We start from the raw sequence: 16,891 nt of genomic DNA, 5'->3' as shown, positions 1-16,891 counted from the left end.
CCCCGCCGCCCAGCCGATTTAGCGGCTGGTGAACGGCAGGAGAGCCATCTCGCGGGCGTTCTTGACCGCGGTGGCGACCTGGCGCTGCTGCTGCGGGGTCAGGCCGGTCACGCGACGGGAGCGGATCTTGCCCCGGTCGGAGATGAACTGACGCAGCAGGTTGATGTCCTTGTAATCGACCTTCTCAACGCCGGCGGCCTTGAGGGGGTTCTTCTTCGGGCGGCGGGACTGCTCCATCCGCGCCTTCTTGTTGCCGTGGTTGCGCTTCATGTGAGTGTCTCCCTCTTACCAGCTGGACTTACGGACGCCCGGGAGCTCGCCACGGTGGGCCATCTCACGGACGCGGACGCGGGACAGGCCGAACTTGCGCAGGTAACCACGCGGGCGGCCGTCGGCGGCGTCACGGTTGCGGACGCGGACGGGGGAGGCGTCGCGCGGCTGACGGTTCAGCTCGAACTGCGCCTCGGCACGATCCTCGTCGGAGGTGTTCGGGGACTTGATGATGGCCTTGAGCTCAGCGCGACGCTCCGCGTAGCGGGCGACGATCTCCTTGCGCTGCTCGTTCTTGGCGATCTTGGACTTCTTGGCCATGAGTTAGCGCTCCTCGCGGAATTCGACGTGCTTGCGGGCGATCGGATCGTACTTCTTCAGGGTGATGCGATCCGGGTTGTTCCGCTTGTTCTTCCGCGTGACGTACGTGTAACCCGTACCCGCGGTCGACTTCAGCTTGATGATGGGACGAATGTCATTGCGGGCCATTTAGATCTTCTCCCCACGTGCGCGGATCTGGGCCACGACGGCCTCGATCCCGTACTTGTCGATGGTCTTCAGACCCTTCGGGGACACCGTCAGGGTGATGGTGCGCCCCTCGGAGGCGAGGTAGAACTTCTTGCGCTGCACGTTGGGGTTCCAACGGCGCGACGTGCGCCGGTGCGAGTGGGAGACGGTCTTGCCGAAGCTCGGCTTCCGTCCCGTGACCTGGCAAATCGCCGACATGGGCTTTCCTTTGCTTCCTAGCCGCCCATCAGCCGGCTCCAACGCGCCACGCCGGGGGCAGAATCGCGGCTTCCCCTCCTGCTCGTGGTGCCGGTCGCGGTGCGAGGCGGTACGTGCGTGAACACTGCTCAGGTGCTCGGAGGGGGAGTGCTCTTCTGATCCGGGGCGCCGTCGTGCCAGGGCACTGGGCGTAAAACGAATGAACAGACAACAGCGAGGACTTACCCTACAGGTGGCCCCCGTCGGATTCCTAATCGCCTGGAAGCGGGCGGGGATGCGGGCGGGGATGCGGGCGGGGAAGAGCGCCGGGAACCGCGCGGGTGCATGCGCCTCGGTTCGCGTCGGCAAGCAACCCTTTAAGGAATGGGGGCAGTCGACTGGGAGTCGCCGTCGGGGAGGATGGGGGCGCCCCGGCGTTTTTCCTTATCGGCGCCCCTGCGTGTAGGGTGCTAGGGGTTCATCGCCGACAGCAGCGGCGATGGTGCACGCATACGAACCCAACTCGGGCACGATCCGGGCCCCGGCGTGACTCACGCTCCACGGCGAATGATACGTCGCAAAGCAAAAGTCCGCCCGCGCCGCCCGGAAGCGACCCGAAGTTCAATCCTGAGGGAATCGAAGCATGAAGAAGGACATCCACCCCGACTACCACCCGGTGGTCTTCCAGGATGCGGGTACCGGAACGCAGTTCCTGACCCGCTCCACGGCCACTTCCGGCCGCACCGTCCAGTGGGAGGACGGCAATGAGTACCCGCTCATCGTCGTCGACGTGACTTCCGAGTCGCACCCGTTCTGGACCGGCGCCCAGCGTGTCATGGACACCGCCGGCCGCGTCGAGAAGTTCCAGCGTCGTTACGGCAACCGCGTTCCGCGCCGGTCCAAGAAGAACTAAGAAGGAGGGTAAACCCACATGGCAGTCCCCAAGCGCCGCATGTCGCGGGCCAATACCCGCGCCCGCCGTTCCCAGTGGAAGGCTGACAACGTCGCCCTCCAGGAGGTCAAGATCGACGGTCAGGTGCACATGGTGCCCCGCCGCCTGGTCAAGGCCGCCCAGCTCGGCCTGGTCGACGTCAAGCAGTTCTAGCTGACTTCGAGCGGTCCCGGTCGGCCGCAGGCTTTTCAGGCTTTGCCCCGAAGACCCGTTCCCCGCGTGGGGGACGGGTCTTCGGCTTTCCCGGGCGTTGCTCTCAGCGCCGACTCAGCCGTTCACGGCACAATGGGACCATGAAGATTTTGGTGGTGGACGACGATCAGGCCGTGCGTGAGTCGTTGCGGAGGTCGCTGACGTTCAACGGGTACACGGTCGACCTGGCGGAGGACGGGGAGCAGGCGCTGTCGAAGATCGCGTCGGACCGGCCCGACCTGGCGATCCTGGATGTGATGATGCCCAAGCTCGACGGCCTCGACGTGTGCCGCCGCCTGCGCAGCGAGGGCGACGATCTGCCGGTGCTCATGCTCACCGCCCGCGATTCCGTGTCCGAGCGCGTCTCGGGCCTCGATGCCGGCGCCGACGATTACCTGCCCAAGCCGTTCGCGCTGGAGGAGTTGCTGGCCCGGGTGCGTTCCCTGCTGCGTCGCGCGGCGTTGGAACCCACGACGAGCCAGGAGCCGGTGGTCCTGAAGTTCGAGGACCTCAGCCTCGATCCGGACACGCGGGAGGTCTTCCGCGGCGAGCGGGCCATCAGTTTGACCCGCACGGAGTTCGCGTTGCTGGAGTTGCTGATGAACAACCCGCGTCGCGTGCTGTCGCGCACGTCGATCCTCGAGGACGTGTGGGGCTATGACTTCCCGACCTCCGGAAACGCGTTGGAGGTGTACATCGGGTATCTGCGCCGCAAGACCGAGGCCGACGGCGAGCCGCGGTTGATCCACACCGTCCGCGGCGTCGGTTACGTCCTGCGGGAGACCGCACCGTGATGCTGCGCCGTTCCGGCGGCGGGCGTCGTTCGTCCTCCGCCGATTCGCTTTACGACGCCGACGCGGAGGCGGAAGCGGCCCCGGGGGCGAGTGCGCCGGAGACCGACGGCCCGGCGGCGTCGAAGCCGTCGTGGCAGGGAATGACGGGAATCAACGGCAACGGCGACAAGGCGGGGAAATCCGCCAAAAATGGGAAAGCCGGCCGGGAGGACAAGAAGGGGAGATCGTCGTCAAGCGTGGACGACGAAGCGTTCGACCGGGCCTTCAACTCGGGATTCGGTCACCGGGTGTCGCTGCGGTGGCGGCTGACGCTGCTCACCGCCCTCATCGTCGCCGCCTCCGTCGGCCTGATGACGCTCGCCGCGTTCGTCACGGTGCAGGCGACGCTGTACCGGGAGGTCGACGAGAACCTCAAGAGGCAGGCGACGCAGCTGCTCAACTCGCCCTACGCGTCGGAATTCGCCATCGAACCGATCGTGACGGCCGATTCGCTGAAGATCCTCAACCCCGACCTCGACGCCATCTTCTTCGCCCGCGACAGCGTCACCGGGCGCGGCGGCACCATCAACATCGGCGGGCCCGAGTGGGCCGTCATCAGCGGCAACCGCATGGAGTCGCTGCGCACCGACGAGTTCAGCAACAAGCGCATCTACGCCATCCACGACCCGTCGGGGGCGACGCTGGTGCTGGCGTACAGCCTCGATTCGACGAATGCGGTGCTGCGGTCGCTCGGCGGCGTCCTCGTGGTGATATCCGCGATCGGCGTGTTCTTCGCCCTGGCCGCCGGCATCACGGTGGCGACGGCGGGCCTGCGGCAGATCGCGCGGCTGCGGCGGGCGGCCGACCGCATCGCCGAGACCGACGAACTGCGGCCCATCCCGGTGCACGGGCAGGATGAGCTCGCCCGATTCACCCGATCGTTCAACGAGATGCTCGCGGCGCTGCAGGCGTCGCGAACCAAGCAGGCGGAGCTCGTCGCCGACGCCGGCCATGAGCTCAAGACCCCGCTGACGTCGCTGCGCACGAACGTCGAGCTGCTCATGATGGCGTCGCGGTCCGGCGCCACCATTTCCGCGAAGGACCGCGAGGAACTCGAAGCCGACGTCATCGCCCAGATCGAGGAATTGTCGACGCTCGTCGGCGACCTCGTCGACCTGGCGCGCGAGGACGGCCCGCAGCAGGTGATCGAGGAGGTCGACGTCGTCGACGTCATCGAGACGTCCCTCGAACGCGTCGAGCGGCGCCGTCCGGACGTGACGTTCATCCTCAAACTCAACGACTGGTTCCTCTTCGGCGACCCCGCCGCCCTGGGGCGCGCGGTGCTCAACCTCATGGACAACGCCGCGAAGTGGTCGCCGGAAGGCGGCACCGTGCGCATCGGTTTGCGGCCGGTCAGCGAAAACCTGGTGGAACTCACCGTCGCCGACTCCGGCCCGGGCATTCCCGAGGAGGAGCGCGCCAAAATCTTCGACCGCTTCTACCGTGCGATCCAGTCCCGGTCGATGCCGGGGTCGGGTCTCGGGCTGGCGATCGTCAAGCAGGTCATCGTCCGCCACGGCGGCACCATCGCGGTGGAGGATTCCGACGACGGCGGCACGCTCATGCGGGTTCGACTTCCCGGTTCCGCCACCCGAACCGGGGAGCCCGTCATCGAAGCGTAGAGTCCCCCCGAAGGGGCCAAGTTCATGGCCGCAACGCAGTGGGCTCTCAGCGTCTTGTCAGTTCGAAAAGGCATGGTTATCCGCATGGCAAACGAAGACTTTCGCCCGAACGGGGGAACCGGCGACGCGTCGGGCCCCGGGCGCATCGAACCGCATTCCTCCACGTCGGGCAGACCGGGATTTCCGGGCTCGCCGGGGCCGGGATCGGGTGCCGGTGCCGGTGCCGGTGCGGGTGTCGGTGCGGGGGCGGGCGGCGGCTCGTCCTGGGGGGCGTGGTCCAATAATTCGCGGCAGGGTGGATTCGGTTCGCCTTCCTCCCACGGCGGCCACATCGACCACGGCCAGGGCGCATCCGGCGCACCGATGGGGGCCGGCGGTTTCGGTGAACAGGGCGGTGTCGGCAACGGCACCGCCAAGAAGGCGAAGGGCATCGGCGCCCTGGGCATCGCGGCGCTCATGCTGGCCTCCGCTGCCGTCGGCGGCGTCACCGCGACCATCGTCACCGCCGGCCAGTCCGGTTCGTCGCCGGCTCGGGATTCGGAGGTGACCAACGCTCTCGAAGAGCCAGGCGCCACCCGCTCCGAACCCGCGCCGGAGGGGTCGATCGAGGCGGCCGCCCAGGCGGCGCTGGACAGCGTCGTGTCCATTCAGGTGTCCACGCCCCGGGGGACGTCGTCGGGATCGGGTTCGGTGTTGTCGTCCGACGGCCTGGTGCTGACGAACCAGCACGTGGTGGGCGACGCCCAGCAACCGGGCGCACGCATGACGGTCCTGCTCAACGACGGCACCACCCACCCGGCCGAATACGTCGCGGGCCACGGTCCCAGCGACATCGCGGTCATCCGGGTCAGCGACGTCAACGACCTCCGCCCGATTTCGCTGGGCGATTCGTCGAAGGTGTCGGTCGGCCAGGAGGTCGTCGCCGTCGGTTCGCCGCTGGGACTGACGTCGACGGTGACGTCGGGCATCGTTTCCGCCCTCAACCGGCCGGTGGCGGTCGGCGGCGAGGGCGGCGAGTCGACGGTCATCGACGCGATCCAGACCGACGCGGCCATCAACCCGGGCAATTCGGGCGGTGCGTTGGTGGATCTGTCCGGCAACCTCATCGGCGTGCCCAGCGTCATCGCATCCAACGGCGCCGGCGAAGAGGCCGGCAGCATCGGCCTGGGCTTCGCCATCCCGGTGAATCAGGCCCGCCGCATCGCCGACGAGCTCATCGACCAGGGATCGGTGCAGATGCCGGCCATCAACGCCGCCATCGACACCCGTTCGCAGTTGCCGGGAGCGCTCGTCGGCGACGTCACGCCCGGGGGTGCGGCCGAGCGCGGGGGCTTGCGGCCCGGAGATTTGGTGGTGAAAGTAGATGATCGCAGGGTCGACTCCGGCATCGCCCTGATTGCCGCGATCAGGTCGCGTGCGGTCGGGGATACTGTCACACTGACCGTGACGGACGAAGACGGGCGCGGAATGCGCACCATCGATGTCACGTTGGAGGCGGCCCGCGAGTGACGCCGGCGGAAAGACGGTGTCACGGCGGATGGTCCGCAACCGTTCGGCGGCTGGTACGCGACGTGATTGATATGCGACAAGGAATGCGACATGGGTGAATTGGACGACGCCGAGCGTTACGGCGGCGAGGCCCTGGAGGCCGACTTGGAGCCGGACGAGGGCAATCTCGCGGCCATCGAGCGGGAGATCGCCACGGAGACGCAGACCCGCCGCGCGTTGGTGGTGTTGGTGGGCGACCGTGCCGCGGATGATGAGCGCACCGGCGAGTTGATGGTCGAGCTGCTGGAGGAGGACGGCTACCGCGTCGATGCGGTGGTAACGGCCCCGTCGGAGAAGCGCCAGGTGCGCAAGGCCCTGGAGACCGCCGTCGTCGGCGGCGCCGATCTGGTGGTCACGGTCGGCGGCGTGGGCGTCGGTCCGCGTGACCTGGTGCCGGAGGCGACCCGCAAGGTCCTGGACCGCCGTCTCGGAGGCATCGAGCAGGCGCTGCGGGCGTCGGGTTTGGCGGCCGGTTCGACGGAGGCGGGCCTGTCCCGTGGTCTGGCCGGCGTTTCGGGGTCGACCGTGGTGGTGAATCTTGCGGACAGCCGCGCCGCCGTCCGTGACGGCATGGCGACGTTGGGCCCGCTGGTTTCGCACGTCATCGAGGATTTGGGCCGGTGGCGGGTGTGACCGACGCAGGGGGGAGTGCTTCGGGGCGCCGTCGTCGGCGTCACCGTCGCCGTGCGGGGGCGGCCCCGGCGGCGTTCACCGTGAAGAATTCGGCGAAGAATGCCGCGAAGAAGTCGGCGACCACCGCCCGGCTGGAAAGGGGAAACCCCCCACCGGAATCCCCGGACGATGTCCGGGATTTCGATGAGGGGTTTTGGCGGGGCGAGATGCCGCCCCACTGGGGCTGAGCTCCGGGCCGCGTCCGCGTGCCGCGGGCCCATCGTTCGTTGGGGCTCCGCCGTGCTCCTCGCGAAGGGGGCCGGGCGTCTCGCGTCTTAGGCGTCGCCGTCGAGGTTCTTGTTCAGGGCGGAGTCCGGGGTGCCGGACTGCTTGGCCAGCAGGTCGCGGATCTCGGTGAGCAGGTCGGCCTCGGTGACCTCTTCCTCGGCCGAGGTCTGCAGCTTGGCCTCGCGCATCTCGTTGAACTTGTTCATCGGGGCGACGATGACGAAGTAGACGACGGCGGCGACGAGCAGGAAGTTGATCACTGCGGTGATGACGGCGGCGAAGTCGAGGTAGGTCGACGGGTTGTCCTTGATGATCTCGAAGCCGAGGCCGGTGACCTCGGCGCCGCCGATGGCGTTGAGCAGCGGCTCGAGCAGGCTGTCGGTGAAAGCCGTGACGATGGCGGTGAAGGCGGCACCGATGACGACACCGACCGCGAGGTCGATGACGTTGCCGCGCATGATGAATTCCTTGAAGCCCGAAAGCATGGTGTTTCCCTTCGTTGCGGAGGCTTGACGAATACAACATAATCGGTCAACTTCGGAAAAGCACCCCATTGGGGTGGACATCACAAAACGCCGTTCGCTTCGCCTTTTGTTAACCAGCGTTTTCGTCGACGCTTCCTCGGGTTTTGGCCAGTGTGTAACCCCGCATCGAAACCACATCTCTGTCCTTCGAATTATCTGTTTCTGTTGATTTGCGGTTGGGGTGAGTGCCGGTCATCGGGACAGCACCAGCGTCAGCGGCAGGTCGAGGCCGGCGGATGCGACGGTCGCCGCGGCGCCGGGCGGGAGGGCGAGGAGGACGACGCCGTCGTCGTCGGAAAGCACGACCCGGGCCCCGTTGGCGACGGGCCGCGCCGATCCCGCTTCGGGCCCGGGGGCGAGCACGTCCACGATGTCTCCGGTGCGCAGCATCGGCGCGAGTCCGGCGTCGCGGGGAGCGACGGCGACGATGTGCGCGTCGGCGATGCCGGTGAGTGCTTCGGCCAGGGCCATTCCGGCGAATCGGGGTTCGGTGAGGATTTCCCCGCGCGTCAACGGTCCGGCCGGCGTCGCCCCGATGACGTCGTCGACGGTGGCCAGCGCCCGGTCGGGGACGTGTTCCTCGGGTACCGCCGCGACGGTCACGTCGGCTTCGGCGATGGCCGTCCCAGCGGCGACGTCCCGGGCGGCCACGACGACTTCGGTCGTGCCGGCGTCCGGGGTGGCCAGGTCCCGCGCCGCGACGGCGATGGCCAGCGCCATCAGGCCCGCGGCGATTGCTTGGCGACGCCTGCGGGGAGTCAGCCGCCCTCCCCGCCGGGTGCGGCCGGTGGTCGTGTCGCCGCCGCCCCGTCCGTGATCCGTCCCCCGCATGATCCCCGCCCTTTCCTCGTGTTATTCCGGTGTGTTCCCGGTGCGTTGTTCCTCAATGCATTGGACGCGCGCGGGGCACGATCGGTTCCATCTTTTTCGGCCGGGGGTGCCCGTTCGGTCGCGGGGTGTCCGCGGTGTGTGGGCGGGGGCCGCTCAGGGGCGGGGGAGGATCAGTTCGTCGGCGGTGATGACGGCGTCGACGGGAAGGTCATGGACGTCGTGGGGCACGGCGTCGACGACCTCGTTCGGGTGGAGGATCACGGCGACCGCGCCGGTCGCGTGGGCGAGGCTGCGGTCGTAGTAGCCGGCGCCCCGGCCCATCCGCATGCCCGTCCGGTCGGCGGCCACGCCGGGGACGATGACGACCGCGGCATCGGCGATGGCCTCGGGCCCCAACCTCGGGCCGACGGGCTCGGGCAGCCCGTACTTGCCCGGCGCGAGGCTGCCCCGGGTCGAGCCGTCCGAGTACTCCGCCCAGCGCAGGGCCGCAGGCGGCCCGGGCGGGCACGCGGGCAGGAGAAGGCGCACCGGCGGCATCCCGTCGATCGTCGCCAGCGAGTCGAGGAGTCGGTCGGGGTCGAGCGACGTGGCGCCGGGTTCGACGTCGACCGGCACGTGCGCGGCGATGGTGATGACCCCGTCGGACGCGGGTCCCGATGTAGCGGTTCCCCTCGTGTGCGAGGCGATCCACTCCGTCACCCGGGCGGCGAGTCGCGCATCGTCGCGTCCCCGCCGCACCGGGTCCGAGACGCTGCGCCGCTCAAGCAGCGACCGTCGTAAAGCCGATTTCGAGGCCCCGTCCGACACGTTTCCCATGTGCGCGACACTACCGCCCGGCTTCCCGGGACAGGGCCCCGACAGTCGGTAGGGTGGGCGCATGACCACTCCGCACGACGCCCACGACAACGCCGGAAGCGACGCCACCGGACGTGATGCCGCCCGCACGGTCATCGTCCCCGCCGCCGGCATGGGCACCAGGTTCCTGCCGGCGACGAAGACCGTGCCGAAGGAACTGCTGCCGGTGGTGGACACCCCCGGCATCGAGATGATCGCCGAAGAAGCCGCGGCCGCCGGCGCCGACCGCCTCGCCGTGGTCACCGCCCCCAGCAAGGACGGCGTGCTCGGGCACTTCAAGCCCCGCCCCGACCTGGAGGAAACGCTGCGCGAGCGCGGCAAGGACGACATCGCCGACAAGGTCAACCGCGCCACCGAGGTCATCGAGGTCCGCGGCGTCGTGCAGGAAAAGCCCCTCGGCCTGGGGCATGCGGTGCTCGTCGCCGAAGAGCTTCTCGACGACGACGAAGAGGCCGTCGCAGTCATGCTTCCCGACGACCTGGTGCTGCCCGTCGGCGTGATGGAGCGCATGGCCGCCGTCCGCGCCGAATACGGCGGATCCGTGCTGTGCGCCCTCGAGCTGCCTCGCGAGGACGTGTTCAACTACGGCGTCTTCGACATCGAGGAGCCCGCCGACGGTGCCGACGGTGGCGCCGCCGCCTCCGACGTCAAGCGCGTGCGCGGCATGGTGGAGAAGCCCTCCCCGGAGGAGGCGCCGTCGACGTTCGTCGCCGTGGGCCGCTACCTGCTCGACCGCGCCATCTTCGACGCCCTGCGCCGCATCGACCGCGGCAAGGGCGGCGAGTACCAGCTCACCGATGCCATCGAGCTGCTCATCCAAGAGGGTCACCCGGTGCACATCGTCATCCACGACGGTTTCCGCCACGACCTGGGCAACCCGGGCGGCTTCATCAAGGCGTGCGTCGACTTCGGCCTGCGCCACCCGACGTACGGCCCGTCGCTGCGCCGCTACCTGGAACGTCGCCTGCCCCAGGGTGATTCGCCGGACTTCTGCGACGAGGAAACCGGGGACGCCTGATGCGCTCAGTCGAGGAGCAGCTCGCGACGATCACCGCGAACGCGGCGATGCCCGCCCCGGTGCGCATCGCCATTTCGGAGTCGCTGGGACTGCTCTGCGCCGAAGACGTCGTCGCGGAGACGCCCCTGCCCGGGTTCGTGCAGTCCGCCATCGACGGTTACGCCGTCCGCGCCGTCGACGTGCGCGGCGACTCGGGGGAGACCCTGGCGGAATTCGACGAAGTGACCTTGCCCGTCGTCGGCGAGGTGTCCGCGGGCTCGCACCACCCGATGCGGCTGCAGCCGAAGCAGGCCGTCCGCGTCCACACCGGCGCCCCGCTGCCGACCCTGGCCGACGCCGTGCTGCCCCTGGACTGGTCCGACCGCGGCGAGCGTCGCGTGACCGCCCTGCGGGCCGTGAAGTCGGGCGACTTCGTCCGCCGCGTCGGCGACGACATCCAGCCCGGTGACGTTGCCGTGTCCGCCGGTGCGGTGATTTCCCCGGCGCAGGTGGGGTTGCTGGCCGCCGTCGGCCGGTCGAAGGTGCTCGTGCATCCCCGGCCGCGCATGTCCGTGGTGTCCATCGGCGCCGAGCTCGTCGACGTCGACCGGGAGCCGGGCCTCGGCCAGGTTTACGACGTCAACTCCTACGCGCTGGCCGCCGCCGGCCGCGACGCCGGGGCGGAGGTCCACCGCGTGGGCATCGCCGCCGGCGAGCCCCGTCGGATCCGCGAGATCATCGAAGGCCAGCTGATCAAGTCCGAGCTGCTGGTCATCACCGGCGCCGTGGGCGGTGCCGCCGGCGACGAGGTCCGGCGCGTGCTGTCCGAGATGGGCGAGATCGACGTCGAGCGGGTGGCCATGCACCCCGGTTCGGTGCAGGGCTTCGGGCTGCTCGGCGACGACCGCATCCCCACCTTCCTCCTGCCGTCCAACCCGGTGTCGGCGATGGTGGTGTTCGAGGTGATGGTCCGCCCCCTGATCCGCATCGCGTTGGGCAAGAGCAACCCCCGCCGCCGCACCGTCCCCGCCCGCGCCATCGCCCCCGTCGACTCGGTGGCCGGCCGCCGCGGCCTGATCCGCGGTCAGCTCATGCGCGACCGGGAGACCTCCGAGTACCTGGTGCAGCCTTTCGGCGGCGCCACCGGCGCGCAGGCCCACCTGTTGGCGGGCCTCGCCGAGGCCAATTGCCTGGTGGTCGTGCCCGACGACGTCACGCACGTGCGCCCCGGCGACATCGTCGACGTTCTCTTCCTGGCACGGCAGGCGTAGCGTCCACGTGGGCGTCGTCAAGCATGAGCGTGACGCGACGGCGGACGACGAGCGGGGAGACGACGAAATACATGGAGATGCGGTCGCAGCGCCTGATCACCGCCGCCGGCATCGTGCGACTGCGGCCGTTGCGGCGCTCCGACCTGGCTGAATGGCGGGCGGCGCGGCTGGGCGACGAGGCGATCCTGCGTGCCGTCGAACCCACCGGGGAACCGGACTGGGAGAAGGCCAGCTCGCCGCGGGCGTTTCGGAAGATGCTCCGCGGTGCCCGGTTCGCGGCCGCCGACGGGCACGCCGCCACCGCCGCCATCGAGCTCGACGGACGGTTCGCCGGGCAGATGACTCTCGGCTCCATCCGCCCGTTCCCGGTGGCCACCTGCTGGGCGGGGTACTGGGTGGCGTCGCCGTACTGGGGCGGGGGAGCCGCCACCGCGGCGCTCGCCCTGGCCTGCGACCATGCGGAGGCGCTGGGGATGCACCGCATCGAGGCGACCGTGCTCGCCGACAACGCGGCATCGCGGACGGTGCTGGAGCGCTGCGGTTTCCGGGAAGTCGGCGTGGTCCGCGAGGCGTTCCACATCGACGGCGCCTGGCGGGATCACCTGCTGTTGGAGCGGCTGGCGACGCAGGGTGGCGCGGTCGATGAACTCGTGGCGTCGGGGGCGGTGCGTACGCTGCGCGGCGACGTCGTCGACGGATCGGCGTGGCGGGAACGAAACCCCGGGGACGGGCGTTAACGTTGATCCAAACCCATGCCGGGTCGGGGAAGGGCCTGCGGCACCGGGGACATTTCCGACGACAGGAGGAATCCCGACCATGTCGAGCTCTCTGCTCCTCGTGCTCATCGTCGTGGTGTGGCTGTTCGTGCTCGCGCCGTTGGTGGTCAACACCAGGCAACCCATCCGGCGCACTTCCGAGGCACTTGGCCGCACCCGGCTGCTCCACCAGGGCGGCGAGTCCGTGGCCACGCGGCGCCGTCGCCCGGCCCTGACCGAGCGTGACGTGCGCGCCCCCGGCGAGGAGGTCGACGAGTCGCTGGAGACCGTCGACGCCGAGCTGGACGATCCGCGCGATGACCTGGATGACGCCATCCTCATCGACGACACCGACGATGGCGCCGAGGATTTCGACGCCCGGGGTGGGCGGTCGCGTCTCGGGCGCCGTGTGCGCGGCGACGATGCCGGTTCCGGGGACGCGGCCGCAGCCGATGAGGTGCCGGCGGTCGTCGACGGCGACATCGTCTACGAGCTCGAGGCGGGTGCCGATGCCGGTGCCGATGCCGGTGCGGATGCGGCCGCCGACGCGGAGGCAGACGCGGACACCGACTCGGAGGCCGGCGGTGAGGTGAACGCCGACGCTGCGGTCGATGACGCCGCCGATGATGCGCGGGACGTCGATTCTTCGCGTGACGACGCCGACCTTGCCGCCGAGGAGCCGTCCACGCGCGCCGCGGCCGCCAAGGCCATCGCCGATGCGTCGGCCGAGGACGCCCGCGCGTACCTGACCCCGGAGGACTTCCTGGTCATCGACGGTGAGACTTCGGCGGGGCAGTCCGCCGCCGCTGCCGAAGCCGCCGCCGATGACGCTGATGCGGACGACGCCGAGGCCGCCGAGACCACCGACGCTGCCGAGACCGCAGAGGACGGTGCGGATGCGGATGCCGTCGCCGAGACCGATGATGAGCTGGTGCTCACCGACGATTCCGATGCCGACGCCGGTTCCGACGCCGACCTTGATGTCGACGACGCCGATTTCGCCGAGCTCGACGACACCCTCACCGACGATGATCTGGCGTTCGCCGAGCGTCGCCGCGGTCGTGGCGGTTTCGACCCGGTGTCCGACGCCCGCTACGCCGAGACCCGCTTCGCGCGTCGCCGCCGCAGCGTCGGCGTGTTGGCCGCGCTGATCGTGCTGGGGGTCGTCCTCGGCGTCGTCGTCGGCGGCTGGACCTGGTGGCTGCCGCTGGCCGGCACCGGGCTGATGGTGCTGTACCTGGTGTACCTGCGCCGCACGGTCATCGCGGAGAAGGAACTGCGCGCCCGGCGCATCCGCCGAATGAAGATGGCCCGCATGGGCGTGCGCAACTCCGAGGACGAGGAGCTGGGCATTCCCGAGCGACTGCGCCGCCCCGGTGCCGTCGTCGTCGAGCTTGACGACGAGGACCCGGATTTCGCGGATCTGCCTTACGCCACCCATGAGTTCCCGGAGGAGGACATCCGCCGGGCCGCGGGCCAATGACCTGCTGATTTTGGCCCCCGGGGCGGGGCTGTTAAAGTTGCTTTCGTCGCAGACGGGAAGCCGGTACCTTCGCCGGAATCCGGATCCCGTAGGCGCGAGGGGCTATAGCGCAGTTGGTAGCGCGTCTCGTTCGCATCGAGAAGGTCAGGGGTTCGATTCCCCTTAGCTCCACGCTCGACACCCGGGTGTCAGCGACAGGGTTCTTCCGAAGGGGTTCGGAAGGGCCCTTTTTCGCGCTTGGGGCACCCCGGCTATTCTTGACGTCCATGGACCGACCCGCCGTACGCGATGGAGCGCTGCTCGTGCTCCGCCTCATCCTGGGCGTCATTTTCGTCTCCCATGGGTGGGACAAGATCTTCATCACCGGCGTCGACAAGACGACCGGTTATTTCGTGGCGGCGGGCATTCCGCAGGCGGAGATCACCGTGTGGTTGATGGCCATCGTCGAGCTCGTCGGCGGTGCGCTGCTCATTTTGGGGCTGTTGGCTCCGGCGGTGGCGATGGTGCTGGTGGTGACCATGCTGGGCGCCCTGTGGGCCGTGCATCTGGGCAATGGTCTGTTCATGCGCGACGATGGCGCGGAACTGGTGCTGTCCCTCATCGGCGGATTGATCGTGGTGTGGGCGTTCGGGGCGGGGCGGGCCAGTCTCGACCGGCTGTTCACCGCGTAGGAGGGGGCCGCATGAAGTGCGAGGATGTTCGCGCCGCGCTGTCGGCGCGTCTCGACGGCGAGCAGTCGGGTGCCGACGATGACGTCGTCGACGCGCATCTCGACGCCTGCGACGAGTGCCGCGCGTGGTTCGAGAAAGCCGTCGCGTTGAATCGTTCTCTGCTCATGGGCCCGGCGGGGGAACCGGGCGGCACCGCGTCGGGTTCGGCATCCGGTGCGGTCGGCCCGGCGGCACGTCCGTCGCTTCCCGACCCCGCCGACATGGCCGCGTTGTCGGAGCGCATTTTGTCGACCGTCGAACCGGAGCGACGCCGGCGTGAGCGTGCGTGGTTTTTCGTCACCGGTTCCGCGCGGGTGCTGCTCGTGCTGTTGGGCGTCCTGCATCTGGTGTGGGGCATCGGTTTGTTGGTCGGCGCGGGCGGTGCGATGGATCAGGCGTCCGCCGACGCGGGCGTGGATCTGGGGCAGGCGTTGGGTGACGACGCCGCGGCGGCGGCCGCCGCCCTCGACGAGTTGGTGGCCCCCACCATCGATGCGGTGGCGCTGCGCATGGCGTTTGCCGTGGGCATGTTCTGGGCGGCGTGGCGGCCGCGCGCGGCGATGGGCATGACGCCCGTCTACGGTGCGGCGGCGATGTTCTCCATCGGCTTCGCCACCCACGATCTGGTGCTGGGCACCCTCGGCGTCGCCGATGTCGCGGGTCTGGCCCTCATGGCCGTCTCCGCGCTCGCCCTGGGGCTGGTGTGGCTCGGCGGTCATACCCCCGCGGCGATGGCGCAGGCGTGGCGGGCGGCTGCGGGCCGACCCGTGCAGGGTCTGCCGGGCGACGTGGACTACTGACCGCCGCCCGTTGCTTCCAGCCCCGCTCCTATTACTTGCAGCTCGGCCCCGGTTACTTCCTGCCCTGCTCCGGTTATTTCCAGCTCGGCAGCCAGAGGCGCATTTCGAAGGTGTCCAGCGGCAGGGGAATGCCCGTCATGATGGGCAGCCAGAAAATGAATGCGGTGGCGACGACGGCGAGGTACGCCGCGACGATGCCGATGCCGACGGATCGCCCCCGAGGCCGCCAGCGCGTGACGTCGCCGGCGATGAGGGCGATGGCGATGATCACGAAGGGGATCAGCGCCGTGGCGTAGAAGAAGTACATCTGGCGGTCGTAGACGATGAGCCACGGCACCCACGAGGCGAGGAATCCGATGGCGGGCAGGGCGAATCGGCCGTCGCGGCGGAGCACCCAGCGGTACAGGGCCCAGACGACGACGGGGACGAGCAACCACCAGATCGGCGGGGTGCCGAAGAGCATCAGCCAGCCCTTGCACTCCCGCCCGCCCATGCAGGTCGTTTCGGTGGAGTAGTACAGCATCGGCCGCCCGGACCAGATCCACTGCCACGGTTTGGATTCCCACGGGTGCTCGTGGCCGCCGGAGGTCGTCAGCGAGCCGTGGAATTCGAGGACGCCGCGTTGGTAGTGCAGCCAGTTCTGCACGGCCTCGGGCAGCCGGTCGGCGCCGGGGGTGCCGGTGTCGCGCTGGTCGGCGGGCAGGTGCCGGTACACGGAGGTTTCCTCGGCGAACCACGAACGCCATGACAGCAGGTACACCGCCAACGGCACGGCCACCAGGTGCCCGAGCGCGGGCAGGGTGTCGCGGACCAGGGCCCCCAGCGTTGGCTTGCCGACGCCCGCCCGACGCCGGTCGACCAGATCGCAGAACACGCTGAACAAGCCGAACGCCGCGATGTAGTACAGGCCCGACCACTTCACGCCGAGCGCCAGACCGAGCAGCACACCCGCCGTGAACCGCCACCAACGCCAGGGCAGGGGTGGGCCGAGGTCGTCGTCAAGCGGAGGCGGCGGCGCCGCCAATCTGCGCGCCACCTGATCCCGATCCACCATCAGCGCCCATGCCGCACCGATGATGAAGGCCGTCTGGATGATGTCGAGCATCCCCATGCGCGACGACACGAACAGCACGCCGTCGGCGATCGCCACCACGCCCGCCACCATCGTGGCCGCGGCGGAACCCGACAGGCGACGGGTGATGTCCATGATCGCCAGCACCACCAGGACGCCGCACAGCGCGGACATGAACCGCCACCCCAACGGCGTGTACCCGAACAGCAACTCGCCGACGGCCATGACCTGCTTCGCCACCGGCGGATGGACGACCAGACCGAAGCCCGGATTGTCCTCGATGCCGCCGACGATCGGATCGCCCGTGGAACGCAGGATCTGCCACGCCTGCGGGACGTAGTGCTTTTCATCGAAGACCGGGGTGCCGTCGTCGGTGGGGAAGTGCAGACCCGCGAACCGCGACACCGCGGCGACGACGCCCAGCACCGCGAAGGCGCGGGTGTCCCACGGCGTCCACCGGACCGGCACGCGCGGCTCCCGGGGCGAAACCGGTTCGGCACCGTCGGTCTGCGGCTCGAGGAGAGGCTGGGTCACGCCCACGATGATAGGCAAGGGCCGATAGGATCGCGTC

Annotated in this window: 20 protein-coding genes and 1 tRNA gene; 13 read left to right on the top strand and 8 right to left on the bottom strand. The window is 69.4% G+C overall.

All coding sequences use genetic code 11. The annotated features are described in order from the left end of the window. Positions 1 to 18 precede the first annotated feature (18 nt). Genes rpsR through rpmB form a run of 4 tightly spaced genes read right to left on the bottom strand, consistent with a single transcriptional unit; the run spans position 19 to position 996 of the window. Positions 19 to 270, bottom strand: coding sequence for a 30S ribosomal protein S18 (rpsR, locus tag HMPREF3121_RS07590; protein WP_035119551.1), 252 nt, complete (start codon positions 268 to 270; stop codon positions 19 to 21). A gap of 15 nt (positions 271 to 285) precedes the next feature. Then, positions 286 to 591 (bottom strand): 30S ribosomal protein S14, encoded by a 306-nt coding sequence (gene rpsN / locus HMPREF3121_RS07585; protein ID WP_035119550.1) that lies wholly within the window; start codon positions 589 to 591, stop codon positions 286 to 288. Between the two features lie 3 nt (positions 592 to 594). Further along, positions 595 to 759, bottom strand: coding sequence for a 50S ribosomal protein L33 (gene rpmG, locus HMPREF3121_RS07580; protein WP_018019289.1), 165 nt, complete (start codon positions 757 to 759; stop codon positions 595 to 597). After that, positions 760 to 996, bottom strand: coding sequence for a 50S ribosomal protein L28 (rpmB, locus tag HMPREF3121_RS07575; protein WP_035119548.1), 237 nt, complete (start codon positions 994 to 996; stop codon positions 760 to 762). Positions 997 to 1,618: 622 nt separating this feature from the next. Between rpmB and HMPREF3121_RS07570 the strand changes: the two genes are divergently transcribed. The 6 genes from HMPREF3121_RS07570 (at position 1,619) to HMPREF3121_RS07545 (ending at position 6,755) form a co-directional block, all read left to right on the top strand. Next, the gene (locus HMPREF3121_RS07570) at positions 1,619 to 1,888 is read left to right on the top strand and encodes a type B 50S ribosomal protein L31 (RefSeq protein ID WP_035119546.1); all 270 of its coding nucleotides are present in this window, start codon (positions 1,619 to 1,621) and stop codon (positions 1,886 to 1,888) included. 18 nt (positions 1,889 to 1,906) lie between these two features. Further along, a complete protein-coding gene (gene rpmF, locus HMPREF3121_RS07565; RefSeq protein ID WP_035119544.1) occupies positions 1,907 to 2,080 on the top strand; it encodes a 50S ribosomal protein L32 in 174 nt (57 codons plus the stop codon). 140 nt (positions 2,081 to 2,220) lie between these two features. Further along, a complete protein-coding gene (locus tag HMPREF3121_RS07560) occupies positions 2,221 to 2,913 on the top strand; it encodes a response regulator transcription factor (RefSeq protein WP_070521723.1) in 693 nt (230 codons plus the stop codon). Next, complete coding sequence (locus HMPREF3121_RS07555) at positions 2,913 to 4,574, top strand: HAMP domain-containing sensor histidine kinase (RefSeq protein WP_224370373.1); 1,662 nt, start codon at positions 2,913 to 2,915, stop codon at positions 4,572 to 4,574. Before HMPREF3121_RS07560 ends, HMPREF3121_RS07555 begins: the two co-directional genes overlap by 1 nt. 84 nt (positions 4,575 to 4,658) lie before the next feature. After that, entirely contained in the window at positions 4,659 to 6,083 is a 1,425-nt protein-coding gene (locus HMPREF3121_RS07550; protein ID WP_246816104.1) for a S1C family serine protease, read from the top strand. A gap of 90 nt (positions 6,084 to 6,173) precedes the next feature. Continuing rightward, a complete protein-coding gene (locus HMPREF3121_RS07545) occupies positions 6,174 to 6,755 on the top strand; it encodes a MogA/MoaB family molybdenum cofactor biosynthesis protein (protein ID WP_070521718.1) in 582 nt (193 codons plus the stop codon). Positions 6,756 to 7,069: 314 nt separating this feature from the next. Here HMPREF3121_RS07545 and mscL read toward each other — a convergent pair whose 3' ends face one another. The 3 genes from mscL to HMPREF3121_RS07530 all read right to left on the bottom strand — a co-directional run bounded on the left by mscL (position 7,070) and on the right by HMPREF3121_RS07530 (position 9,193). Next, positions 7,070 to 7,507: a large-conductance mechanosensitive channel protein MscL gene (mscL, locus tag HMPREF3121_RS07540; protein ID WP_070521716.1), complete on the bottom strand. Its 438-nt coding sequence runs from the start codon at positions 7,505 to 7,507 to the stop codon at positions 7,070 to 7,072. 231 nt (positions 7,508 to 7,738) lie between these two features. Then, entirely contained in the window at positions 7,739 to 8,377 is a 639-nt protein-coding gene (locus tag HMPREF3121_RS07535; protein ID WP_083291456.1) for an SAF domain-containing protein, read from the bottom strand. A 153-nt stretch (positions 8,378 to 8,530) separates the two neighbouring features. Then, entirely contained in the window at positions 8,531 to 9,193 is a 663-nt protein-coding gene (locus HMPREF3121_RS07530) for a 5-formyltetrahydrofolate cyclo-ligase (RefSeq protein ID WP_070521710.1), read from the bottom strand. Positions 9,194 to 9,254: 61 nt separating this feature from the next. Here HMPREF3121_RS07530 and HMPREF3121_RS07525 point away from each other — a divergent pair, with 61 nt between their 5' ends. The 7 genes from HMPREF3121_RS07525 (at position 9,255) to HMPREF3121_RS07495 (ending at position 15,248) form a co-directional block, all read left to right on the top strand. Then, positions 9,255 to 10,250, top strand: a complete 996-nt coding sequence (locus HMPREF3121_RS07525; RefSeq protein ID WP_070521707.1) for a UTP--glucose-1-phosphate uridylyltransferase — start codon at positions 9,255 to 9,257, stop codon at positions 10,248 to 10,250. Then, positions 10,250 to 11,500, top strand: coding sequence for a molybdotransferase-like divisome protein Glp (gene glp / locus HMPREF3121_RS07520; RefSeq protein ID WP_070521704.1), 1,251 nt, complete (start codon positions 10,250 to 10,252; stop codon positions 11,498 to 11,500). The genes HMPREF3121_RS07525 and glp overlap by 1 nt, the downstream gene beginning before the upstream one ends. Positions 11,501 to 11,523: 23 nt before the next feature. Next, complete coding sequence (locus HMPREF3121_RS07515; RefSeq protein ID WP_246816103.1) at positions 11,524 to 12,237, top strand: GNAT family N-acetyltransferase; 714 nt, start codon at positions 11,524 to 11,526, stop codon at positions 12,235 to 12,237. Between the two features lie 79 nt (positions 12,238 to 12,316). After that, a complete protein-coding gene (glpR, locus tag HMPREF3121_RS07510) occupies positions 12,317 to 13,738 on the top strand; it encodes a divisome protein SepX/GlpR (RefSeq protein ID WP_070521698.1) in 1,422 nt (473 codons plus the stop codon). Positions 13,739 to 13,836: 98 nt separating this feature from the next. Then, positions 13,837 to 13,909 (top strand) — tRNA-Ala (locus HMPREF3121_RS07505). A gap of 95 nt (positions 13,910 to 14,004) precedes the next feature. Then, positions 14,005 to 14,409, top strand: coding sequence for a DoxX family protein (locus HMPREF3121_RS07500; protein WP_070521696.1), 405 nt, complete (start codon positions 14,005 to 14,007; stop codon positions 14,407 to 14,409). A gap of 11 nt (positions 14,410 to 14,420) precedes the next feature. After that, a complete protein-coding gene (locus tag HMPREF3121_RS07495; protein WP_070521693.1) occupies positions 14,421 to 15,248 on the top strand; it encodes a zf-HC2 domain-containing protein in 828 nt (275 codons plus the stop codon). A gap of 73 nt (positions 15,249 to 15,321) precedes the next feature. On the opposite strand, the gene HMPREF3121_RS07490 is transcribed toward HMPREF3121_RS07495, so the two are convergent. Next, positions 15,322 to 16,854, bottom strand: a complete 1,533-nt coding sequence (locus tag HMPREF3121_RS07490; protein WP_246816102.1) for a dolichyl-phosphate-mannose--protein mannosyltransferase — start codon at positions 16,852 to 16,854, stop codon at positions 15,322 to 15,324. Positions 16,855 to 16,891 lie beyond the last annotated feature (37 nt).

It is taken from the genome of Corynebacterium sp. HMSC11E11, assembly GCF_001807025.1.
In the GTDB taxonomy this organism is placed as follows: domain Bacteria; phylum Actinomycetota; class Actinomycetes; order Mycobacteriales; family Mycobacteriaceae; genus Corynebacterium; species Corynebacterium freneyi.
This window is presented reverse-complemented; position numbering and strand designations above follow the sequence as displayed.